Genomic DNA, 21,586 nt, shown 5'->3' with positions numbered 1-21,586 from the left:
GGACATCGTCCAGACCAGTTCGTAGCCTGTCCGGGAGATTTACAGCCGGGCCAGGATCGGTCCTTGCAGCGAAGGATCGTGACAATCCGAATGACCGGGGTGCGCCATCTGGTTCGGCGAACGGTGTGTGGTGCGCTCGCCGCAGCCCTGGTTCTGAGTCCGATCGGCGACGTGAAGGCGGACCCCGCGGCGGATGGGCTGGCCAAACTCAACGAGCTTTCCCGTCAGGCGGTCGAGAGTCGCAAGGCCGTCACAGCTGCCCAACGCGATGTCGATGCCAAGCAGGCCGAAGAGGCAACAGCCGCGGACCGCCACCAGGCCGACCTGGATGCCCTCGACGTCGCGAACACCCAGCTCCAGCCCTTTCAGGCCGCGGTCAACGCGGTGGCGGCGATGACCTACGTAAGCGGACGCACCGGCCAGGCAGCGGCGGTGCTGACCGCACAATCCCCGCAGCAACTGATCGATCAACTGACCGTGCAGCGGGCCGTCGTCGACGGGGCGGCCGACAAGATGGCGGCCTACCGATCGGCACGCGAGCGCGCGGCCGCCGCCGCCGCCGAATCAGAGAAATCAGCCGCTGATGCCCGCGCCGCAGCCGAGCAGGCCGCGACGGTGCGCGCCGAGCTGCAGACCAAGTTGCGTGACCTGCTCCGTCAGATCGCCGACGCGGAGGCCCAGTACGGGGCATTGACCCCGCAACAGCAGGCCGTGGTCAACAACGCGGCGGCGGTGATTCCCGGCGCCGCCCCTGGTGGGGACATCCCGGAATCGCTGCCCGTCGGCGTCGCCTCCGAGGTCGGGCTGCAGCCCAACACCATCCTGGCCGCCCGAGCCGTGAGCGCACAGTTTCCTCAGATTTCCGAGATCGGTGGGGTCCGGCCGGACTCTTTGCCATGGCATCCCCGCGGTCTGGCCATCGACATCATGGTTCCGAACCCTGGCAGCCCAGAGGGCATCGCGCTCGGCAACGAGATCATGGCGTTCGCGCTGAGCAATGCAGCCCGATTCGGGCTGCAGGATGTGATCTGGCGGGGCACCTACTACACGCCGTCCGGACCGCAAGCTTCTGGTTACGGCCACTTCGACCACGTGCACATTACGACGACGCCCCGCCACTGAGCTCCGGCCCCCGCCTGTCGAGATGCAACGAAGATTGACAAGACACGCCTGGCTACTTTGACATGACTCGGGCGTGTCGCGTCAGTCTGTTAACCTTTGCTGCAAAAGCGCAGGTAAGGGCTCCTGTCCGCGCAACACCAACAGGGACGCGCACTCCAGAGTTTGATTACACTGCAAGTGCGCCCAGTACATCGCCCGAACCTGTCATCAAGGCCTCAGGACGCTTGGTCATAACGCTGCCAATTCCGTTGCACGACAAGTCGTGGGGCCGGTCACATGGATGCAGCGCCGGCCATAGTAGTCAGTTTTGTCAGCGCACCTGGAGGACAACGCCGGTGGCGATGACGCGATCCGCAGGATCCGCTAGTGCGACGAGCTCTCGGATTCGCTGAGCGGCTGGAGCCCAGCCTGTCCGCTCAGCCAGCAGCCGGTAATGCTTTTCCATTACCGGCTTGAGGGGATCGCCGACATTAGTGGTGCCGATGCCGTCACGTACTCCCCGTAGCACAAATGGCAACTGGCCTGACTCCAGCCAAGGCTCGCGGAACAACATCGACAGCAGGATCTCCAGGTTGGCCTGTGCCGCATCTTCGGATGGCGCAACGTGGACAAGCCAGTAGGACGCGGCGGCAATCCAATTGCGTAGCGCATCAGGGTGATTCAGATTATGTCTAATGCCTTGCATCACAAAGTTGAGGAGGGGCGTCGCGTCAGGCAAAGGCCCACTGTAGGCGACGAATGATGCCGATCCGCGAGGCTTCCAACCATCCAGGTTCGCCGCAGCGGCGAGCCAGTCATCCCTAAAGCCCATACCTACGAAGTAGCGTGCGATCAGCTGCGCCTGGTGGACGGTTGCTGACTCGTCATCAATCGTCCCGTTTCGCCGCAGCGCTTCGAGCAGAGCTTGCGTACCAAAGGCCATTACGCCTTTGTCTGCGGCGAGCCGCCTCGTTGCTCGGTCGTCGCACCACATGGGACAGGCGCAATCAATTGCGTTGTCGACAGCGGCAAGCCACGCAGATTGCCCCAGAGCAGCAAGGGGAATCTCTGGGAAGTGCTCGATGTCGATTCTGTCGTTCGTCGCAACATTATCGAACTGAGCTCGGATACTTAGGGCGCGATGATGTCGAGTTTCCGCTTCCTCTTCCGAAATGGTGATGGGGAAGGCCGCGCCATCGGGAGCTCGACCAATTTGCAGCGTGGAACGCTGCGCCAAGCTATCGGTGCCCTGTATGGAATCAATAAGCTGAGCCCTAGCGCCCTCTGTTTGAATGAAACACCCCAAGAGGAGATCCGACAGGGAATCATCAAGTACCGACAATGCATACAAAGCCGTGAGGTCTACGACGATGCGAGAACCCATTGCGCTTAGCGCGGCGCCAACTTCGGCTTCGAAGAACTCCGGATCGCCTGAGAAGATCGGTGCTCGAGTACGGCTGGCGAGGATTTCGGTCAAACTCCTACGATGGAGAGTCGCGGCCATGCCGATTGGGTAGTAGCCTCGTTCAATCTGCGCGTCCTGCTCCGACGTATCTGGCAGATCACCTACTAGTTCGTTGAGCGATGCCAGCGGGTTGTCTTGGTCAATCTCCTTCTGAACGAAGACATCAGACAGTTCCGCAAGGAGCGGTGCGATGACACTTTGCACGTGTTCGATCGTTGCGGCGTCGTCTTCTTCGGTTAGCGGCAGAAATACGAGTGCCTTCACGGCCGCGGCCTTCACCTCACGGCTCTCGGGAAACCGCTCAAGGAGCGCCGTAAGTGTTTCCACGTCTGATGCTTCACGCTCGAAGCGACTCCACAGGTCGATCCGCACACACGCCTCATGCGCGTCGCGCGGCGCGGGTCGATGGCCTATGTCCGTATACGTTTTCCAGGCCTGGGCGAATTGCCCTAGATGGTATTGGCAAAGCGTTAGCACCCATATCGCGCTGATGCTGCCGGGGTCCTCCGCGAGGACGTCCATCGCAGTTTTCGCGGCTGGCGCCCATCGACCGCGCACAGTCAGCGCTTGAATCTTTGCACTATAAGCGCGAAACGTGTTCTCCCATGCGGGACCTGCGAAACGTAGCGCTTCGTCGGCGCACCTCAACGCGGAATCGTATTCTTCTAGTTCGACGTATTGCTCTGCGGCAAGCAGGTGGAAATCGGGATCTGACCAGTCCTCTCCCGATCGTTCGGCCTGTTTCGCCGCTCCCAAACCGTCGTTGCGTTCGAATGACAGCCCGATCAGCACCCGGGCAAGCAGTCGGTTGGACCGCGCGCGCGTCCTCAGGATCGAGACGGCCTGCTCACTTCCGTTGTGCGCGTCTGCAATAAGTCCAATTTCCTCGTGCCGCCCCTGGGTCAGTTGCCCAAGCTTCGGAGAGAGGACGCCGAGCTGTGCCAAATGAAGACTGAGCCGCTCCACGTCTTGCGGTTCAATTGCATACTCGATCGCTGACTCAAACTGAGCCCGAGCCACGTCGTCGTCACCGTTGAAGAGAGCAATCAGCGCCTCTACTTCGTGCTCGGTCATCGGGCCCGTTCCCACAGCCAATTCGCGAGCCAACTCGGGATCTTTCACCTGCGCGGCCATAGTCGCTGCCTCCCGACGGACCCCTTCACTTGCGGCTTCGCCTGAAGTCGCTGTCCCGTCTAGCCCTGGTCGTGCGAGACTCCACGCTTGCCGCACCCGACCAAGGAGGCGAGCGGCAATGATGGCGATCTCAACCGGGCCCGCGCTCGGGCCGTCCCAAACACGTATGGCGTCGCGTGCTTTGAGCGCCGCTTCGAGCGCTCGTTCCAAGTCTGAGAAGTCCATCGCAGTTCTTCTATGTGCGCCTGCATTTAAGAGAAACTGCGCGTTCAAGGAGCCGCACGCACCACTTCGATAATGCGTAAATCCGTTCGCGCTGAGGGTAATTGCCTCGCGTAGGTCGTCTTGCGCGACGAGTTGGGACAGTAGCGCGAGCTTGAGGGCGTTATCAGCAAGGGAAGCAGGTTCCCATTGGCGGAGCGTAGCCGCAGCTGCGGCGTATCCAGCTGTGTTGGCGGTAACTATTGCACGTGCGACCTGGTCGGCGTCCGCGTAGGGTTCTAGCATTCCAGCTAGCTCTTCGATGCGTTCGCTCGCAATGAGGATCTGACGGGTTCGCCAGTACGCCACGGGCGTCGCGCCGGCCTCGATCGCCGCTTCGAACCCTGCAGAAGCTATTTCGCGTAGACCGTAATCGTTCGCAATCCGCGCAAACCACGCGACCGCCTCCGACGTTCGAGTTTGAAACCATGTCGGAGCATTGTTGTGCCAATCTACGAGCGCCGAGGCTCGATCAGGCGAATGCACGAACTCCTGGACGAAATGAACTACACCCGGCCATGCGCCCCTCAGTTCGCGAGCCTCTGCGGCGCGTTGGGGCGGGATCCGTTCAAGGTTCTGCTCAAAAGTCGGCTCCCCGGCGTAACGTGTCGCATCCCGTTCCTCCAGCGTCGAGCTGATCCGCTCTGCTGTTACACCGCTGTACATCTCGACGTTTGCGTTGGGGTCAAGTGCGGAGCGGTAGGAGCGAAGCAAGAGTTCGACGGTCCAGCCTTCGGCGTCATCGGTCTGAGGGCACGTCTTGTAGAGGTCTGCTAGCTTTCGACCAACACCGCGGAAGCGCTCCACTTCGCCACTCCCAAACGCCTCCAGCGCTTCGCCGGTGGACAGGTACTTCCGCAACTTCCAATACGGTAGTACGCCCAAATTCTGCTTCTTGGCTTGTTTTCGAGTTGTATAAGCGACTCTCCATGGCAGGAGGAATCCGCGAAGTCCCCTTGCAGCGAGCCGGCCGGTCGGGAGCGCGACTTTCGCTAAGGTCCCCCAGTCCACAACCACAACGCCTCCCCATATATCTCGGCGATTATCGGCGCAGCCCCGATGGAGCCAGCAAGCTCAACATTAAGTCGGGGTGCCGACAAGGTGTGCGCGCTCGTCATATGGACATCCGGCTAGCGGGGCAAGTTTGTCCGCGTTGGCGATGCGCCAAGCGCCCGGCTCCTCGGCCGCCTCCGGCAGGCTGGCAGTCGTGTCGATCCCCTCGGCGGTGCGGGCGAGCGCGGCATGCCGGAGCGCGACGGCCTTGAGTGGAGCGCCGCCGTGCGTCGAGGTGCGGTTCCTTCCACCACCTCGACACCGACCCCAAGGCGGCGGGAGAAGGGTCCCATTCGCTTCCCGAGGGTGAGCACCTTGCGCCCAGTTTAGGGCGTCAGTATGAACAACGATGCCGCGAATGACCGGGAACTGTTGTCTGCGCTCAACAATCGGTCCAATAGATGTTGTTCCCCCAGCAAGTCGGTATTCGTCAAACACGCCAGGCAATTCCAATTTCACTCCCCGTTCAGGGGCATACGCGATCATCCCGGGATGCCCGAAGTCAGCGTCTTCTGGAAGCCAGAACGGCCCACGCCACCTGTGCTTGACAGCCAAACCGTTGGTTACTAATCAGCCTCGTCGATATTCCTACAACTACCGTCGATTCTTGGCATCCGCTCGAAGATCTCTTTCATCGCTTCGCCAATTAATTGGGGATTGTGGCGACCCATCAGCAACCACCTCACCGTGCCCCACTGCAACGCGTCGCACGCGGCCTGAATCGCGTCGGTAATGAATTGCGGCTCCGGTGCGGAAATCGCACGAAAGTGTCCCTGCTCGTACTCAGCAAGCGGCAACCAGTGGTAGGCCTCAATGCCGAACCAATTCTGTCCGTGCGCTGCCCCGGAGGCCGAATGCCATAGGTATGCCCAACTGTTCGGATCATGGTTCGTCGCAGTCGCCGCTAGCCGCACCATCTTCTCGTAACCGGGAACTGGCTCTGTCAGCGTCACCGGAATCGAGTGCTCCTCCACCCGGGACTTGAGGGCGTCAATTCGATGGTCGACGTTTGCAGTGTCCAAGCCATCCGCTTCGATTGCCTTCTTGTGGTATTTGAAGTCGCGGTACATCAATCGAAGGAAGCGCTTGACGCATTCCGGCGCGTCATCGACTTCGGTCAGCCATAGCGCGTGCGCCGCCGACTCGAGTCCAGCGCGAGCAAGCGACAAGTACGGCCGCATTCGTACGTTGTTCACCGTATCGGCGTCGAATTTAAAGGGGGCGACTACGTCAGCCCACAGTCCGAGGTGCTCGGCTGAGGCGCGAAGATATCCGCGCACCCACGTGGAGACCTTCTCCCATGGATAGAACAGGTCCGCTATCGCAAGGTCGCTCCCCTGCGACGGATCGACAATCCGCGCCAATACCAGTTCGCAAGACCTAACGGCATACATGCACTCCTTCCAGGCTTGTTCGTGGTCAGCCGATAACCGGAACGCGCCAGCATTGCCAATGTGGTCATCTTCGTCGTCCATGCAAGAATTCTTACTGATACAGGGAACGAAACAGCCGTGGAGCAGACGGGCTACTGCTCATTCATCGACCCACCCTCACATCAGTCGCGTCAGTGCGCACGCTCGACGGAGCGGATCGCCGTGCGTGTCCCCGCAGATCCGAGAAGTCTTTGAAGGGACGGCGGTGCTGAGGCTCGGCCGCCGGTTTCGTTGCCCGAAGCGCTGCCAACCACATTGAACTAGCAATGCGGACCGGCACACCGCCGGGCATTTGATTCGATGGGACGGAGCTAGCGCACCGCTAACACCCGATTCCGTCAGGTGAGCACACAAGCAACTATCGGGCGTAGTTAAACAACGCTGCCGTGTTTGTCAATCTTCATTGCATCTCGACAGCCCCCGCCGCGCGGCCAGCACGAATTGCCGCCGGATCAGATAGAGCGGAAACGCCACGCTCACGGCGATGACCGCACTGAGCACGATGTAGATCCACACCTTCGGGATGCCGATCCGGCGCGCCTCGACGACCATGAACACGAACGCCGCCAGCCCGAACAGCAGCAGGTCGTTGGTGAGTGAGGACGACGCGTAGTTGACGTAGCCACTCTGGAAGAAGTCGATCAGGCTCGTGCTTTCCGTGGTGACGTACCGGATGTTGTTCCACCAGGTGCCGACCAGCGCCACCACGGCGATCACGGCGTAGACGCCGCACAGAATCTTGTCGTTTCTCGTCAGGACCGCCATCGTCACGCCTCCCCGTCAGACCGATCAGTCCAGGTGAACGTATCGATCCAGTGGCCTCCACGGGGGCCATTTGTCCGACGACATGGTGAGTGAGTACTCTCTCACCATGTCATCCGGACGTGACCGGCTCTTGGCCACAGCACTGAAGCTGTTCGCCGCGAAGGGGTACGCCGCGACCTCGGTGGCTCATATCCAGCAGGCGGCCGGCCTGGCTCCGGGCTCGGGAGCGCTCTACAAGCACTTCGGCTCCAAACGCGAATTGCTCGAGTCCGCGGTCTCACACCGCATCGACGCGATCGTGAGTGCCCGGGAGCAGTACGACGCCGGCCATCCCAGGACCACCGAAGAGGCGGTTCGCAGCGCCGGGCAACTGATCTGGACCAACCTGACCCAGAGCGAGGAACTGCTGCGGGTCATGCTGCGCGAACCCGACGAGCTAGGTGAGCTCGACGAGAAGACGTGGCAGGTCATCACCGACAACGCCTATCAACGGTTCGCCGATGAGCTGGCCGCCTCGAATCGCTCGGGCCGCACCCAGATCCCCGATCCCGAGGCCACCGCGGCCGTCGCGATCTCCGCATTGTCCTATGCCGCGACGCTGCAGGCGCTGACCAAGCGCTCGCCGGGCAACGTCGACAACGATCGCTTCTTCGAGGCCTGGGTCACCCAGACCGTCAGCGTGATCGAACAACACCGCTCGCAAAACAACTGACCGCCAACATATTTCAGGAGCCAACCGTGACGTTCTCCATGCAACTGAGCGACGACGTGATCGAGGTCCGCGACTGGGTGCACCAGTTCGCCGCTGAGGTGGTGCGCCCGGCCGCAGCGGAATGGGACGAGCGCGAGGAGACCCCGTGGCCCGTCATCCAGGAGGCCGCAAAGGTCGGCCTCTATTCCCCTGAACTGTTCGCCCAGCAGGCCGGCGAACCCACCGGACTCGGCATGCTGACCGTGTTCGAGGAACTGTTCTGGGGTGACGCGGGCATCGCGCTGTCGATCCTGGGCACCGGCCTGGCCGCAGCAGCCCTGGCGGGCAACGGAACTCCCGAACAGATCGGCACCTGGCTGCCCCCAATGTTCGGCACCCCGGGCGAGCCCCAGCTGGGCGCGTTCTGTTCCTCCGAGCCCGACGCAGGATCCGACGTCGGCGCCATCCGCACCCGGGCCCGCTTCGACGAGGCGACCCGCGAGTGGGTGCTCAACGGCACCAAGACCTGGGCCACCAACGGCGGCATCGCCAACGTCCACATCGTGGTGGCCTCGGTCTATCCCGAACTCGGCTCCCGCGGACAGGCCACGTTCATCATCCCGCCGGATACCCACGGCTTCACCCAAGGCCAGAAGTTCAAGAAGCACGGCATCCGCGCCTCCCACACCGCCGAGGTGGTGCTCGACAACGTCCGCCTGCCCGAGGATCTGATCCTGGGCGGGCGGGAAAAGTTCGAGGACCGGATCGCCCGGGTGAAGTCCGGGGCATCAGCCGGTGGCCAGGCAGCGATGAAGACCTTCGAGCGCACCCGGCCCACCGTGGGCGCGATGGCGGTCGGCGTGGCCCGCGCCGCCTACGAGTACGCGCTCGACTATGCCTGCCAGCGTGAGCAATTCGGCCGCAAGATCGGCGAGTTCCAGGCCGTCGCGTTCAAGCTCGCCGACATGAAGAGCCGTATCGACGCCGCCCGGTTGCTGGTGTGGCGGGCCGGCTGGATGGCCCGTAACAACCAGGCCTTCGACAACGCCGAGGGCTCCATGGCCAAGCTGGTGGCCAGCGAGACCGCGGTCTACGTGACCGATGAGGCCATCCAGATCCTCGGCGGCAACGGCTACACCCGCGACTACCCGGTCGAGCGGATGCACCGCGACGCCAAGATCTTCACGATCTTCGAGGGCACCAGCGAGATTCAGCGACTGGTGATCTCCCGGGCCATCACCGGACTGTCGATCCGTTAGACAGCAGCGACTACTTGCCGGTGCGCTCGCGGTGCTTGCACCCGGGCCAGCAGCACGGTCGCCGCTGACCTTCCTCCAACTCCTCCTGCGTCCGGCGGATCCGTCGCTCGCGCGTCACCTGTTGCTTGGCGTCCTCGACCCAGCAGATGAACTCGTTGCGCGCGAGCGGCGTGATGTCCCGCCACGCGGCCAGCGCTGTGGCATTTCCGATCAGCGCCTCACGCAGGTCCGTCGGCAACTTGTGTACGACCCCGCCCGGCACCCGTTGGCCAGTCACCAGGCCAGGTTAGGCCTCACGGCTCGGCAACACAGTTGCGACACGACATTGCCCTTACCGTGACCTTAGAAGGATCTTATTTTTCTTAGAGTTGGTGTACGGTGGGTTCTCAAGGGGCGGTTGTGAGCACGGACACACCGTGTTTATCGCAGGTCAAACTTCCGACCGGCCGCCTCGCCGTGACGGAAAGGAACCCGACATGCAGCCTGCAGCAGCCACCCGGATCGCTCTTGTCACCGGCGCATCGCGGGGTATCGGCGCCGACGTCGCACAGCAGCTCGCCGGTCCGGATACCCACGTCGTCGTCAACTACCGCGAGAAGGCCACGCGCGCCAACACGGTCGTCGACGCCATCCGCCGTGCGGGCGGTCTCGCCTCCGCGCTGGGGGCCGACATCTCCGATGAGGCCGCTGCCGCCGCCATGATCGAGCGGGTGGGCCGCGAGTTCGGCCGACTCGACGTCCTGGTGCTCAATGCGTCGACCGGGCTGGAGCTGGGAACCGATCCGGGCTACGCGATGCGGCTGAACCGCGATGCGCAGCGCCGGCTGGTCAAGCTGGCGCTGCCGCTGATGCCGGTGGGCGGCCAAATCGTTTTCGTCACCAGCCATCAGGCCCACTTCTTCCCGAACAAGGCCGTGCCGAAGGGCTACGCGGCGATCGCCGCGAGCAAGCGCGCCGGCGAGACCGCGCTCTATGCCATGCGTTCCGAATTCGACCGGCGGGGAATCGATTTCACCGTGGTGTCCGGTGAGGTGATGTCCGACCGCGAGTTGGCGACGACCATCGCCCGGGCCGCGTCCGCGCCGTACCCGTCCGGGATCGTCTACGCCGGCGGACCCGACTTTCTGTGCCAGATGTCGGCCTGAGGTATAGGCGATCGCCCGAGACCTACTGCAAACCAGCGATATTCGCCTGCAGCTGGTCACGGACCGCGTCCCCTAATGCGCTCGTCGTCGCGGCTCCACCCATGTCGGAGGTCAGGATGTCGCCGCCGCGGGCCAGCACATCCTCGACGGCTTTCAGGATCGCCGCTGCGGCATCAGGTTCACCGAGGTGGTCGAGCATCAACGACGCGCTCCATATTTGACCGATCGGATTGGCGACTCCACGTCCGGCGATATCGGGTGCGGAACCGTGAACCGGCTCGAATAGACTCGGAAATCGCCGTTCCGGATTGATGTTCCCGCTGGGAGCGATACCGATCGTGCCGGTGCACGCGGGCCCCAGGTCAGACAGGATGTCACCGAAGAGGTTGCTCGCGACAACGACGTCGAACCAATCGGGATGCAGAACGAAATTCGCCGCGAGGATATCGATGTGGTACTTGTCCACATTGATATCGGGGAACCTCTCACTCATCTGCTCGACGCGCTCGTCCCAGTACGGCATCGTGATGGAGATACCGTTGCTCTTCGTCGCCGAGGTCAGGTGTTTCTCGGGCCGACGTTGGGCAAGCTCGAACGCGTACTTCAGGATCCGGTCGACTCCGATCCGGGTCATCACCGTCTCCTGCACTACCGTCTCGCGGTCCGTGCCCTCGAACATCTTGCCGCCGATACTCGAGTACTCGCCTTCGGTGTTCTCCCGTACGACAACGAAGTCGACGTCGCCTGGCCCTCTCCCGGCCAGCGGACTTCGCACCCCCGGCATCAATTTGACCGGACGTAGGTTGACGTACTGGTCGAAGTGCCGACGGAACTGCAACAGACTGCCCCACAGCGAAATATGGTCGGGCACAACGTCCGGCCAGCCGACGGCGCCGAAGAAGAGCGCATCGAAGCGGCCCAATTCGTCGAACCACCCTTCGGGCAGCATGGCGCCGGTGTCGGCGTAGTACTCTGCACACGCGTAATCGAACTGTTCATAGTCGATGGCGAAACCGAAGGCGGCCGCTGCCGACTCCAGCACCTTGAGGCCCTCGGGGACCACTTCCTTACCGATACCGTCGCCCGGGATCACTGCAAGCCGGTGAGTGGTGGTCATTCCGCCACCCTACGTTTGACGATTGGCCACCAACGAAAGCGAGGGACACCCCGTGTGGATGCCCCTCGCTCATGTCGTCTGTCAGCGGCCGTTACTGGCAGAAATTGAGCGGGGGTTGGCCACAATCAGCCGCTGATCCTCGTCAGGGCCTGGGACGGCTGATGCGCAGTTTTCCACCCCAGGGCTGCTCGCACTCGACGATCGCGACCCAGGTGCAGAAAGCGGCACGCACAAAGGCCTTCACAGCGCACCCGCGCAGTACTACATTCAGTAGTAGTCGACTCTTTGGGGGGCACGATGCGGTGGCGCGGAGTGAGTCATGTCGAGTTCGCGGTCTTGGACTATGACAAATCGATCGAGTTCTACGACGGGATGCTCGGCTGGCTCGGGTACAGCAGCTTCTCGTCGCTGAACATGGAATACCAGTCCATCTACTACATGACGCGATTCGCCAACCCACACAGTTACATCGGCATTCAGCCCGCATTCACCGGGGAGAAGCTCACCCACACCGACCAGGCCGTCGGGATCAATCACATCGCACTGTGGGCCCGAAACAGGAAGGAAATCGACCGCTTTCATCGCGGCTTCCTGATTGCCCGGGGCATCCCGGTCACCGACGAGCCCAAGGACTACCCGCAGTACTGGCCCGGCTACTACGCCGTGTTCTTCGACGACCCGATCAACGGAATCCACTGGGAGCTGGCCTGGGTGCCGAAAGTTCCATCTCCGCGGCAGCTGTGGGCCTTCTATCGGACCATCCGGGCCTTCGGCAAGCAGCGTCCAGACCTGGCGAACACGGTGCCCGGCATCACCCTGCAGGCCAGAAGGACCTTGCCGGGCAGGTGAGCCCGGAAGCTAGGCCAGCGCGACACCCAGTTCCCGGGCGAACACCTTGATCATGTGCTGCACCGCAATTTCGTTGCGGCCGATGATCATGTGGTCATGCTGACCGTGCCGGACCCCTTCCCCGCATTGCGGCAGCATGGCGAAGTCCTCGTCGCGCACTGCGGCGTGAACTCCTTCATAGACAGCGTCGTACGCCGCTCGCATGTCGTCATTCGTCGCCGGGACCCGCCCCATCCAGCTGTGCCGCACCGTGCAGCGGGTGGGTTCGCCCTCAGGCAACATGTCGATGATCTCGACCCCGACCGGGCTGTTCGCCAGGATGAGGTTGGGATACACCCAGTAGATGACGCCCATGTTGGCCGACGGGTCGAACGAGGCACTCGGATCATCAGAGAGATTCTTGATCCAGTTGAACGGGAAGCCGATGCGGTGGTGCCTGCCGAACTCGTCGTAGATCGCGGTGTTCGGCAGGGTGTTCTGCCCAATCAGACTCTCGCCGTGGACGAACGGGAAATGGTAACCCTCGGCGAACGCCTCGAGCGCGCCCTTCCACGACACCTCTGAAGAGAACTCGCGGTCGGTGTGGTAACCGTAGGTCTCGTAATTCCATTGCGCCAGTTCAGGTCCGAGCGGCCCCAAATGGGCGTCGAGGTCGATTGTCGCGTCCGCGGTCAGGACTGCCCAGACGAAGCCGTGACGTTCTTCGGACGGCAGCTCCACCAGGCCATACTCCGCGACGTCCATCGTGTCGAAGCCGGCCTTGCCCGGCACCATGAACAATTCCCCGGTATTGCGGTAGGTCCACGCGTGATACGGGCAGACGAAGCGCGACGCGTTGCCGGATCCGCAGGCCGGCATGGCGCCGCGGTGGCGGCAGTAGTTGAGGAAAACGTGGCTGGCTCCAGTGCGGTCCCGGGTGACCAGCAGGGAGTCCCCGAGTACCGAGCGGACGACGAAATCGTTGTTCGCCGCGATCTGGACCGACGGCACGATGGCCAGCGGGACGCGCCGCAGGATCTGGGATTCCTCGATCTCGGTGATCTTCGGATCCCGGTAGTAGTGCAACGGCACCTTCAGCACCCGGTCGGCCATATCCGTCGTTCCCGCGACGGCATGCCGCAGAGCGCGGCGGGTCAGTTCCTCATCGGTGCTGCTCGCTGGGCTGACAGTCATAATTTGACCATACAATGTCTATCGACTGTATTGTCAAGATGGAAACGTCATTCGTGCGACGATCAACGCATGCGCAGGCACGGATGGTCGGGAGACATTCCCGCCGACGACGACGAAGCCGTCGGCCGCATCATCGACGCGGCACGGACGGCGATCGATACACGCGGCACCGTGAGCGTCTCCGAGGTGGCCCAGGCCCTCGGGGTGACGCGCCAAACGGTGTATCGCTACTTCCCCACGCAGGAGAGCCTCATGGTCGCCACCGCCGTGTCGTCGGTGGACGGTTTCCTCGATCGACTGGCCGCCGAACTGGGCTCGATCAGCGACCCCAGTGAAGCCGTCGTGGAGGGGATCGCGTACACCGCTGAACAGATCCCGCACGACCGGTACCTGAGCCTGGTCCTGCAGCCCGGCAAGGCCAGTGCGTTCACGGCAGGCGTCACATCTGAGCTCGCCATCGAATTCGGCAAGTCGATCCTGCATCGCTTCGATATCGATTGGCCGGCAGTCGGATTCGAGGGCGACGAGCTCGATCAGCTGGTGGAGTTCATGCTGAGGACACTGCAGTCGTTCATCATCGACCCTGGGGGGCCGTCCCGCCGGGATGCCGGACTACGCACCTACCTCCGAGACTGGGTGGCGCCGGCCGTGTCGGCTCGCACGGCCTACCCGTCGTCACCGGCCCCGTGATTCGGATTGGTGCAGATCGTGCCCTCACACGGCACGTCCGAGCCGTCCCCATTCGGGTTCGGCATCACCGCACCACCATTCTCATCCGGGTTGTCACCGGCCCCGTGATCCGGATTGGTGCAGATCGTGCCCTCACACGGGACGTCCGAGCCGTCCCCATTCGGGTTCGGCATCACCGCACCACCATTCTCATCCGGGTTGTCACCGGCCCCGTGATTCGGATTCGTGCAGATCGTGCCCTCACACGGCACCATCGAGCCATCGCCGTTGGGATTAGGCATCATCGGCTGACTAGGGGCGCCGGGCTGGGAAGCGCCAGGAGCAGCCGGATGGGTAGCCCCCGGCGATCTGGCCGGGTTGGCGGGCGACGACGTGCCCGGGACGGACGTGGTGGACGGGGCCTGATCAGTGGACGCGCTGCTACATGCGGCGGCGCCAAAGACCGCCAGTGCCGCCGCAGCTACGGCCATACTTTGCACGAGCTTCATGCGGCCGACGCTATCAGCTAACAATAATTTACGCTGCCGGTTGCCGGAGAACGCGCGCATACGCCACTAAATCCTAGTGATGCACAATAATTCGGATTGAGGAGAGGACGGCACACCCCGGTTCCGCAGAACGCAGCAACTGCTCAGACCCCCGGAGGGATCTGAGCCTTCGCACCGCAACATAACAAGCGGTCGCCCCCACGCTTTCGAAGAGCTGTTGAATTGTCAAAAACTTTGGTGCCCCGACGCCCGTCGTTGATTGACGGATCAGAGGTTCACGGCGCCTTCGATGCAGGTGGTGGTGACACCGCCGACCCAGACCGACCCATCGGATTCAGACCGCACGCTGATCTCGCCGGCCCGACCGAGCCGCGCGCCCTGAGAGACCCGGTACGCCGCCGGTGCTGCACCGGTACTCGTAAGCCACTGCCCCACCGAGGCATTCATGCTGCCGCACACCGGATCCTCGGGAACCCCCACGCCCGGTGCAAACGTCCGCATCTCGTAGTTGTGCGGCGATCCAGTCGGGTACGGGCCGATGACACCGACCATGGCCGTGGGAATCCGAGTGAAATCGGGTTCCAGTTCGAGCACCTGCTGTGCGCTACCCAGTACGAGGACGGCCCAGCCCGGACCGTTGTCCGCCCACTGGTGCGCGAGGACGTCTGCTCGTGCCAGGCCGAAAGCGTCGACGATCCGATCCAGATACTCGTCCTCAAGTAGCCCGGACCGCAGCGTCGGTGGCGCCTGAAAGTACAACTCGGCGTCCCGCTGCCGGATCTCGACGAGGCCGGCACCGCATTCCTGCACGGCGTGTCCCTCGCGGTGGGATTGTCCGCCGTGGCCGAGCCAGGCGTGTGCGGAACCGAGCGTCGGGTGCCCGGCGAACGGAAGCTCGCTACCCGGAGTGAAGATGCGCAGACGGTAGTCGGCCTCGGGATTCGTCGGGGGCAGCACGAAGGTCGTCTCCGACAGGTTGGTCCAGCGTGCAAGTCTTTGCATCGCAACGTCATCGAGGCCTTCGGCGTCGAGCACGACCGCGACCGGGTTGCCGAGGTACGGGGTCCGGGAGAACACGTCGACCTGGGCGAATGCACGACGACGCGACATAGTCCTCCCACCTCTCAAGAGCGCAGCAACTTACGCCAGTATCCGCCGAGCTCACGTTGGACGCTCGTAGCGCTGGCGTACGCTCACCCACGTGGTCGACCTCTCGTATGTCATCGCCGGATCCGAAGCCACCGGCGGCGCCGGCCTCCAAGCTGACCTGCGCACCTTTCAGGAGTTCAGCACGTACGGCGTAGGCACGGTGACCTGCATCGTGTCGTTCGATCCGAAGGCGAACTGGGGCCACCGATTCGTGCCCGTCGACCCCCAGGTCATCGCCGATCAGATCGAGGCGGCGACGTCGGCGTACAACCTCGATGTCGTCAAGATCGGCATGCTCGGCACTCCCGCAACCATCGACGTCGTCGCAGAGGCTCTTGCCCGGCAATCATGGCGGCACATCGTTGTCGACCCCGTCCTGATCTGCAAAGGGCAGGAACCCGGCGCCGCGCTCGACACCGACACCGCACTGCGTCGCCAGATCCTGCCGCTGGCGACGGTCGTCACCCCCAACCTGTTCGAGGCAGGCACCCTCGCCGGGATGGACGCGATCTCCTCGATCGACGATCTCGTCGAGGCGGCCCGACGCATATCCGATCTCGGACCGGCCCACGTCCTTGTGAAGGGCGGGGTCGAGTTTCCCGGTGACGACGCAGTCGATGTCCTCTTCGACGGCCACGACGCCGAGATCCTGCGCGCGCCGAAGGTCGGACACGCCCGGGTCGCCGGCGCGGGATGCACGCTGGCAGCGGCCATCACCGCTGCGCTGGCCAAGGGGTCCAGCGTCCCCGAGGCGGCGCGCCAGGCCAAGGAGTTCACCACCGCCGGAATCGTCGATCGGATCAGCGGCGACGCACCGTTCGACACCGTATGGCAGGGCGCAAGGCGCTGACCCGGCCGTATTGAGACGATCATCGATGGCCTTCAATTGCGAGTAGGGTCTGCCGTCATCGCCCAACGGTCGCAGCGCCGCTCGGCAATCCAGTTTCCCGGCAGTATCCGTCCGGCGAGGAGTCGTTCACACTGACGTCAGCCGGTGTGTGAGTTCTACCGGAACAGTGCACTGGCGATATCCGCGAAGTGCTGTCGCACCGCCGCCTCGTCCATGTCGAGAATGAGCTGCGCGATGGCCCCGTCATAGACCGTGACCAGCGCCCGCGCCAGGTCTGCCGGCGTGGGCAGCGACGGCGGAAGTTCCGGCGCCCGTTCGCCGATGTGCTCGGCGAGCATGTGGGCGAAACCTTCACGCAACCGCGAACGTTCTGTCGCCAGTTCCAGCTGCACCTCTGGCCGGCGGGCGGCATACAGGACGAAATCCGTGTTGATCAGCAGCCAGTCCCGGTTGATCGGCAGAGCCTGCGCCCAGGCCTGGATCGTGGCCTCGACCGTGTCGAACGGTTCGGCCGCCAGGAACCTCACGGTGTACTCGGCGCTCTGACGAGACTGCTCGCGATAAAGAGCCAGGAACAATTCATCGAGAGTTCCGAAGTTCGAGTAGAAGGCACCTTTGGTGTAGCCCGAAGCCTGGCAGATGTCATCGATTCTGGTGCGCCCGAAGCCTTTTGCAGCGAACACCGAAAAGGCGGCATCCAGCAACCGCTGACGGGTCTCGACGCGTCGTCGCGTCACGGGCCGCTGCGATTGCCCCTCGTCCTTCGGCACGAGTCCATGATACCTTTTGGCATCTGATACCAAAAGGTATCAAACTCGGGTGGGGATGTCTGAGGAGTGCCTTGATGCTGCAGAAAACCATTGGCGCCGCGGCATGCGCCATCGCGACCCTGTTCGTGGCGGCCACACCGACCGCGAGCGCGACGCCCGGTGTCGACGCGCGGACCGGCGCCTGTCAGCGCTGGCAGGTGACCACGGTGGCCAGCGGACTCGGCGCCCTGGAGAACCTCGAACCGGACGGCCGCGGCGGCTTCTATCTGAGCGCCATCAACGACGGTCGACTACTCCACGTCGATGACCGCGGAACCAGTACCACGGTGCTGTCGGGTCTCGATCACCCGGCGGGCCTACGACTTTCGGGCAACAGTCTGTATTTCCTGACCGGAAACGGCCTCGGCGCAAAGCCCGGCACCCTGCAACGCCTGGACGTGCCTACCGGTCAAGCGACGACATTGCTCACCGGACTACCTGCGCCGAATGGCCTACTGTTCCTGCCGGACGGTGACCTGATCTTCTCGCAATTGACTCTCCCGCCGCGTGGCATCGACCGCTACAGCCCCGCCACCGGGCGCCACACCAAGTCCTGGTCCGGCACACCATTGCCCAATGGTCTCGCCCTCAACCCTGAACGCACGGCGATCTTCACCGAAAATGTGGCCCTGTCAACGGTTTTGCGTGTGCCACTCGACAAACCCAATGCCACCTCGACGGTGGCACGGCTGCCCGGTCTGTTCGCCGGCTCCGACGATATGCAGGCCACCCGCGATGGGACGCTGTATGTAGCGGGCGATACCTCCGGCGAGGTTTACGCCGTCAACACCGACACCGGCCGTGTCTGCACGATAGCCAAAGGACTGAGCAAACTCTCCCTGCCGCCCAACGGACCGACCTCGGTGCGGGTGGCTCGCGGGCCCGAAGGCAATGCCCTGTATGTCACGGCCATCGATGGCAAACTGCGACGACTCCAACCCCCGGCCGGGATCGACCTGACGCCGGTCAGTTGATCGGAACTACTGCGATCGCCTCGACCTCAACGGGTTGATCGGGGTATCCGAGAACGATTCCGATCCCCGTGCTTTCGCGGCGTAGGCGTAAGGCATGCCCGGGAACAACCGAGAACCTCGCACCAACTCGATGGTCATGACCCAGTGTGGCCTGCGCCGCGATGCATCTCATAGCTGCTGCGGGCACCACCGGGAAATTCGACGAATTCCACTGCGGTGCCGTCAGGATCGTTGACGAAGAACATCCGGACCTGGTCGATCGGGAAGGGCTCCTGAACGGGCTGGAAGCCCGCGTCGATCACGGCGCGGTAGGTGGCGTCGAGATCGGTGACCGACAATGCGATGTTCTGATTGCCCACGATGCCCCGTTTCCCCGATCCAGATGGCGTCGAAGAACCGAGGCTGAGCAGTTCGAGCACGACTCCGCCCACCACTCCCCCGACAACACGGCCCTCCTGCTGCCGCGACGAGTGCAGGACCGCATCGAACGGCTCACCGGAAATCAACTGGTCGAACACCACATCCATGCCCAGCAGGTCACGATAGAAAGTCAGGGCCCGGTCCATATCGGTCACGCCGACAACCAGGTGGCAGAAACGTAGATCGCTCAGCATGGTGTCCCTCGACTTCCTCGTCAGCGCTTGATCATATGAGTTAGCGTGCCAAATCTGGCCGAATCCGAAAGGCAGCTCCCATGTCCACCTACAGCCATCCGCACTCATTGGACGGCCACGTCGCGATCGTCACCGGCGCCGCCCGCGGTGTGGGCAAAGGCATCGCCACCGCGTTGCTGTCCCGCGGGGCTCGTGTACTGGTGACGGACATCCTCGACGAGGTATTGGCAAACACCACAGCGGAATTCACCGGCGCCGGATTCGAGGTGGCATCTGTGGTGGCCGACCTACGTGACGCTGACAGCGCCCAGCGCATCGTCGACGCCGCGGTCGACGCGTTCGGCACGGTGGACGCGCTGGTCAACAACGCCGTCGCCAGCGCCGGACCGATACCGTTCGTCGACATCCCCGCCGAGGAGTACGAGCGGGTCCACGACACCGGGCCACGGGCGACATTCCGGCTGATGCAGGCGATCCACCCGGTCATGGTCAAGGGTGGCGGCGGATCCATCGTCAACCTCGGCTCGGCCGCGGGCACCGTCGGCACGCACTCTTTCGGCGCGTATGCCGGCGCCAAGGAAGACATTCGCGGCATGTCCAAAGTTGCCGCCCTGGAATGGGGAGTCGACGGGATCCGCGTCAACGTGGTCTGCCCGCTCGCCGAGACGGACGGCCTGAAAGTCTTGCGGGACATGGCGCCCAAACAGTACGAGGCGGTGGTCAGAAGCACGTCACTCAAGCGAATCGGCGATCCCACCAACGATATCGGTGCCGTCGTGGCCTTCCTGATCGGTGACGACTCCACCTATCTCACCGGGCAGACACTTCTCGTCGACGGCGGGGCCGGCTCGTTCCGGTAACGGCAATCGCCGCCAAATCGCAGTTCACCCTTGTTAGGTTCGAATTTGCCGATCAAAAGCACGAGCCAATAAGGAGGAAGACCAATGACGAATCACTCAGGGAGCTCGTTCTCCCGCCGCACGTTCATCCGCGGTGCCGCCTTGACGGTGCCCGTCGTCGGCGCGGCAGTAGTTGCGCCAGTTGCCTTGGCAGCTCCGCAGGAATGCGGTGATCCAGCCGGCAAGGTCGGCAATTGCGCGACCCAGCTGCCGCAGGAGTTCACCTCGACCAGTTTCAGCACGACCTCGATCGTGGGCGGCACGAACTACTCAATCCTGTTCAGCACGAACATCCGACGCGGCCCGCTCATCCCGTCGGGCACCACCGGCTATCGCATCAGAAGTGTCAGCGTGTCCGGCACCAAGCTCGACGGCGCCCCGTTTTATCTGACGCCGGGCATCGGCGAGGTCGGCCCGCGGCTACTCAACGCCCGGTCCGCATCGTCCTTGGGGTTTGCCCTCGATGTGCCGTGGGACGCGCACCAGCTCGTGCGTTCGTTCCTCTACACCTACGACGTCGAGTTCCTCACCGGCCTCACGGTAAACCAAACGTGCCGGTACACGACGACGATGACACTCCGCGACAACGGTATGACGCTCGGTGGCGTCGGGTCGGTCGACTTCTCGACACCGATGCTGGCCGAATGCGAGGCGGCTCCACCGCCCCAGTAGGCCGCTCTACCCGTGCGCCTTTCGGACGAGGTCGATGGCGTACTGGTTGACGAAGGTCCCCGCGGATGCCTCGCCGGTACCGCACGCGCCGTCGGACTCACCGGGACGCTTCACCCAGAGGAAGGCGTCGATGTTGCCGTTTCCGGTCGCCGTGGTCGGCGCCGCGCCGAGGGCCCGGCCACTCGGGTTGCACCAGTACATCTCGCCCTCGGCCGGTCCGGCGCCGTTGCGCGACGTATCGATGACGTAGGGCTTGCCGCCCGTCTGACCCGAAATGGCGTCGCCGTAACCGACTTCCTCTTCGGTCGTGAAGAAGTTGGCGGTGTTGAGGCTGAAGCCCCGCGCCTTGGCCACACCGACCCGGTTGAGCCTGTTGGCCATCTCGTCGGCGGCGGTCCACCGGGAGTGCCCCGCATCGACGTACACCGCGGTGCCCGGGTTGCGGGTCAGCGTGTCGACGGCGTAGCTCATCAGGTTGTAGCGTTCCTCGCGCTGATCACCCGACAGGCAGTCGGCCATGGCGAGTGCGTCGGGTTCGAGGATGACCGCGGCCGGCCCGCCGCCGATCGCGGCGGCGACCCCGTCGATCCAGCCCTTGTAGGCACCGGCCGACCCGAAGCCACCCGCGGCGTAGCTCCCGCAGTCGCGATGCGGGATGCCGTAGAGCGCCAGGATCGGCATGGTGCCCGCGGCCTGGGCCGCGGCGATGTACTTCGCGTCCACCGCCGGGGTGGAGACGTTGTCCATCCAGTACGCCGTGGGTGTGTTGGCGATCGCCTGCAGTTCGGGGCTCGGGTTGCCCTGCGCGGCGCGCATGGCCTTCGACGAAGGATTGACGTAGAACGAATGCCCCTCGAGCGGGTTGCCATCGCTGGCCAGGCGCACCGTCGGCGCTGGAGCAGTAGCAAGGCCCGCGGCGACCACCGAGGCGACTGTCAGAAAGGGAGCGATCGACCGCGCGACTGCGCCAACGGCTGAGGACATCACCTCAGGGA

21 protein-coding genes are annotated in these 21,586 nt (G+C 63.5%); 10 read left to right on the top strand and 11 right to left on the bottom strand.

The window, feature by feature from the left end; translation table 11 throughout:
* Positions 1-90: 90 nt before the first annotated feature.
* Positions 91-1,122, top strand: a complete 1,032-nt coding sequence (locus tag HBE63_RS28400) for a glycoside hydrolase (RefSeq protein ID WP_166910331.1) — start codon at positions 91-93, stop codon at positions 1,120-1,122.
* A gap of 310 nt (positions 1,123-1,432) precedes the next feature.
* On the opposite strand, the gene HBE63_RS28395 is transcribed toward HBE63_RS28400, so the two are convergent.
* The 3 genes from HBE63_RS28395 to HBE63_RS28385 all read right to left on the bottom strand — a co-directional run bounded on the left by HBE63_RS28395 (position 1,433) and on the right by HBE63_RS28385 (position 7,212).
* Positions 1,433-4,822: a lipopolysaccharide assembly protein LapB gene (locus tag HBE63_RS28395; RefSeq protein ID WP_166908249.1), complete on the bottom strand. Its 3,390-nt coding sequence runs from the start codon at positions 4,820-4,822 to the stop codon at positions 1,433-1,435.
* 758 nt (positions 4,823-5,580) lie between these two features.
* Entirely contained in the window at positions 5,581-6,489 is a 909-nt protein-coding gene (locus HBE63_RS28390) for a hypothetical protein (RefSeq protein WP_166908247.1), read from the bottom strand.
* A gap of 351 nt (positions 6,490-6,840) precedes the next feature.
* A complete protein-coding gene (locus HBE63_RS28385; RefSeq protein ID WP_208301235.1) occupies positions 6,841-7,212 on the bottom strand; it encodes a DUF2834 domain-containing protein in 372 nt (123 codons plus the stop codon).
* A 106-nt stretch (positions 7,213-7,318) separates the two neighbouring features.
* Between HBE63_RS28385 and HBE63_RS28380 the strand changes: the two genes are divergently transcribed.
* Positions 7,319-7,924, top strand: a complete 606-nt coding sequence (locus HBE63_RS28380) for a TetR/AcrR family transcriptional regulator (RefSeq protein ID WP_243858351.1) — start codon at positions 7,319-7,321, stop codon at positions 7,922-7,924.
* A gap of 26 nt (positions 7,925-7,950) precedes the next feature.
* Complete coding sequence (locus HBE63_RS28375) at positions 7,951-9,162, top strand: acyl-CoA dehydrogenase family protein (RefSeq protein ID WP_166908245.1); 1,212 nt, start codon at positions 7,951-7,953, stop codon at positions 9,160-9,162.
* Between the two features lie 10 nt (positions 9,163-9,172).
* On the opposite strand, the gene HBE63_RS28370 is transcribed toward HBE63_RS28375, so the two are convergent.
* Positions 9,173-9,439, bottom strand: a complete 267-nt coding sequence (locus HBE63_RS28370) for a YdeI/OmpD-associated family protein (protein WP_166908243.1) — start codon at positions 9,437-9,439, stop codon at positions 9,173-9,175.
* A 199-nt stretch (positions 9,440-9,638) separates the two neighbouring features.
* Between HBE63_RS28370 and HBE63_RS28365 the strand changes: the two genes are divergently transcribed.
* Entirely contained in the window at positions 9,639-10,307 is a 669-nt protein-coding gene (locus HBE63_RS28365) for an SDR family oxidoreductase (RefSeq protein ID WP_166908241.1), read from the top strand.
* A gap of 22 nt (positions 10,308-10,329) precedes the next feature.
* Here the strand turns inward: HBE63_RS28365 and HBE63_RS28360 are convergent, their stop codons facing one another.
* On the bottom strand, positions 10,330-11,424 hold the full coding sequence (locus HBE63_RS28360) for a tartrate dehydrogenase (RefSeq protein ID WP_166908239.1): 1,095 nt from the start codon (positions 11,422-11,424) through the stop codon (positions 10,330-10,332).
* A gap of 297 nt (positions 11,425-11,721) precedes the next feature.
* Between HBE63_RS28360 and HBE63_RS28355 the strand changes: the two genes are divergently transcribed.
* Positions 11,722-12,273: a VOC family protein gene (locus HBE63_RS28355; protein ID WP_166908237.1), complete on the top strand. Its 552-nt coding sequence runs from the start codon at positions 11,722-11,724 to the stop codon at positions 12,271-12,273.
* 9 nt (positions 12,274-12,282) lie between these two features.
* Here the strand turns inward: HBE63_RS28355 and HBE63_RS28350 are convergent, their stop codons facing one another.
* Positions 12,283-13,446, bottom strand: coding sequence for an SRPBCC family protein (locus HBE63_RS28350; protein WP_166908235.1), 1,164 nt, complete (start codon positions 13,444-13,446; stop codon positions 12,283-12,285).
* A 69-nt stretch (positions 13,447-13,515) separates the two neighbouring features.
* Between HBE63_RS28350 and HBE63_RS28345 the strand changes: the two genes are divergently transcribed.
* Positions 13,516-14,136, top strand: coding sequence for a TetR/AcrR family transcriptional regulator (locus HBE63_RS28345; protein ID WP_166908233.1), 621 nt, complete (start codon positions 13,516-13,518; stop codon positions 14,134-14,136).
* Here the strand turns inward: HBE63_RS28345 and HBE63_RS28340 are convergent.
* Together HBE63_RS28340 and HBE63_RS28335 are read right to left on the bottom strand one after the other, a co-directional pair.
* A complete protein-coding gene (locus HBE63_RS28340) occupies positions 14,112-14,417 on the bottom strand; it encodes a hypothetical protein (RefSeq protein WP_243858350.1) in 306 nt (101 codons plus the stop codon). The two genes, HBE63_RS28345 and HBE63_RS28340, sit on opposite strands and share 25 nt — an antisense overlap.
* A gap of 474 nt (positions 14,418-14,891) precedes the next feature.
* Positions 14,892-15,734, bottom strand: a complete 843-nt coding sequence (locus HBE63_RS28335; RefSeq protein ID WP_166908231.1) for a PhzF family phenazine biosynthesis protein — start codon at positions 15,732-15,734, stop codon at positions 14,892-14,894.
* 91 nt (positions 15,735-15,825) lie between these two features.
* Here HBE63_RS28335 and thiD point away from each other — a divergent pair, with 91 nt between their 5' ends.
* On the top strand, positions 15,826-16,623 hold the full coding sequence (gene thiD, locus HBE63_RS28330; RefSeq protein WP_166908229.1) for a bifunctional hydroxymethylpyrimidine kinase/phosphomethylpyrimidine kinase: 798 nt from the start codon (positions 15,826-15,828) through the stop codon (positions 16,621-16,623).
* A 155-nt stretch (positions 16,624-16,778) separates the two neighbouring features.
* Here thiD and HBE63_RS28325 read toward each other — a convergent pair whose 3' ends face one another.
* Positions 16,779-17,393 carry a TetR/AcrR family transcriptional regulator gene (locus tag HBE63_RS28325; RefSeq protein ID WP_166908227.1) on the bottom strand — a complete coding sequence of 205 codons (615 nt, stop codon included), beginning with the start codon at positions 17,391-17,393 and terminating at the stop codon, positions 16,779-16,781.
* A 74-nt stretch (positions 17,394-17,467) separates the two neighbouring features.
* On the opposite strand from HBE63_RS28325, the gene HBE63_RS28320 reads away from it, so the two are divergent.
* Positions 17,468-18,406 (top strand): SMP-30/gluconolactonase/LRE family protein, encoded by a 939-nt coding sequence (locus HBE63_RS28320; protein ID WP_166908225.1) that lies wholly within the window; start codon positions 17,468-17,470, stop codon positions 18,404-18,406.
* Between the two features lie 134 nt (positions 18,407-18,540).
* Here the strand turns inward: HBE63_RS28320 and HBE63_RS28315 are convergent, their stop codons facing one another.
* Positions 18,541-19,020: a VOC family protein gene (locus HBE63_RS28315; RefSeq protein WP_166908223.1), complete on the bottom strand. Its 480-nt coding sequence runs from the start codon at positions 19,018-19,020 to the stop codon at positions 18,541-18,543.
* 80 nt (positions 19,021-19,100) lie between these two features.
* Here HBE63_RS28315 and HBE63_RS28310 point away from each other — a divergent pair, with 80 nt between their 5' ends.
* Together HBE63_RS28310 and HBE63_RS28305 are read left to right on the top strand one after the other, a co-directional pair.
* Positions 19,101-19,880 (top strand): SDR family NAD(P)-dependent oxidoreductase, encoded by a 780-nt coding sequence (locus HBE63_RS28310; protein ID WP_166908221.1) that lies wholly within the window; start codon positions 19,101-19,103, stop codon positions 19,878-19,880.
* An 84-nt stretch (positions 19,881-19,964) separates the two neighbouring features.
* Positions 19,965-20,591 carry a hypothetical protein gene (locus HBE63_RS28305; RefSeq protein WP_166908219.1) on the top strand — a complete coding sequence of 209 codons (627 nt, stop codon included), beginning with the start codon at positions 19,965-19,967 and terminating at the stop codon, positions 20,589-20,591.
* 6 nt (positions 20,592-20,597) lie between these two features.
* Here the strand turns inward: HBE63_RS28305 and HBE63_RS28300 are convergent, their stop codons facing one another.
* A complete protein-coding gene (locus HBE63_RS28300) occupies positions 20,598-21,575 on the bottom strand; it encodes a glycoside hydrolase family 6 protein (protein WP_166908217.1) in 978 nt (325 codons plus the stop codon).
* Positions 21,576-21,586: the final 11 nt, after the last annotated feature.

This window comes from Mycobacterium sp. DL440 (assembly GCF_011745145.1).
Taxonomy (GTDB): domain Bacteria; phylum Actinomycetota; class Actinomycetes; order Mycobacteriales; family Mycobacteriaceae; genus Mycobacterium.
This window is presented reverse-complemented; position numbering and strand designations above follow the sequence as displayed.

Bases quoted from the DNA above. Each gene is read 5' to 3' on its own strand.
- HBE63_RS28340 (WP_243858350.1), bottom strand. From the start codon at position 14,417: ATGCCTAATCCCAACGGCGATGGCTCGATGGTGCCGTGTGAGGGCACG.
- HBE63_RS28365 (WP_166908241.1), top strand. From the start codon at position 9,639: ATGCAGCCTGCAGCAGCCACCCGGATCGCTCTTGTCACCGGCGCATCG.
- HBE63_RS28335 (WP_166908231.1), bottom strand. From the start codon at position 15,734: ATGTCGCGTCGTCGTGCATTCGCCCAGGTCGACGTGTTCTCCCGGACC.
- HBE63_RS28350 (WP_166908235.1), bottom strand. From the start codon at position 13,446: ATGACTGTCAGCCCAGCGAGCAGCACCGATGAGGAACTGACCCGCCGC.
- HBE63_RS28345 (WP_166908233.1), top strand. From the start codon at position 13,516: ATGCGCAGGCACGGATGGTCGGGAGACATTCCCGCCGACGACGACGAA.
- HBE63_RS28310 (WP_166908221.1), top strand. From the start codon at position 19,101: ATGTCCACCTACAGCCATCCGCACTCATTGGACGGCCACGTCGCGATC.
- HBE63_RS28320 (WP_166908225.1), top strand. From the start codon at position 17,468: ATGCTGCAGAAAACCATTGGCGCCGCGGCATGCGCCATCGCGACCCTG.
- HBE63_RS28315 (WP_166908223.1), bottom strand. From the start codon at position 19,020: ATGCTGAGCGATCTACGTTTCTGCCACCTGGTTGTCGGCGTGACCGAT.
- HBE63_RS28380 (WP_243858351.1), top strand. From the start codon at position 7,319: ATGTCATCCGGACGTGACCGGCTCTTGGCCACAGCACTGAAGCTGTTC.
- HBE63_RS28385 (WP_208301235.1), bottom strand. From the start codon at position 7,212: ATGGCGGTCCTGACGAGAAACGACAAGATTCTGTGCGGCGTCTACGCC.
- HBE63_RS28390 (WP_166908247.1), bottom strand. From the start codon at position 6,489: ATGGACGACGAAGATGACCACATTGGCAATGCTGGCGCGTTCCGGTTA.
- HBE63_RS28305 (WP_166908219.1), top strand. From the start codon at position 19,965: ATGACGAATCACTCAGGGAGCTCGTTCTCCCGCCGCACGTTCATCCGC.
- HBE63_RS28355 (WP_166908237.1), top strand. From the start codon at position 11,722: ATGCGGTGGCGCGGAGTGAGTCATGTCGAGTTCGCGGTCTTGGACTAT.
- HBE63_RS28300 (WP_166908217.1), bottom strand. From the start codon at position 21,575: ATGTCCTCAGCCGTTGGCGCAGTCGCGCGGTCGATCGCTCCCTTTCTG.
- HBE63_RS28360 (WP_166908239.1), bottom strand. From the start codon at position 11,424: ATGACCACCACTCACCGGCTTGCAGTGATCCCGGGCGACGGTATCGGT.
- HBE63_RS28400 (WP_166910331.1), top strand. From the start codon at position 91: ATGACCGGGGTGCGCCATCTGGTTCGGCGAACGGTGTGTGGTGCGCTC.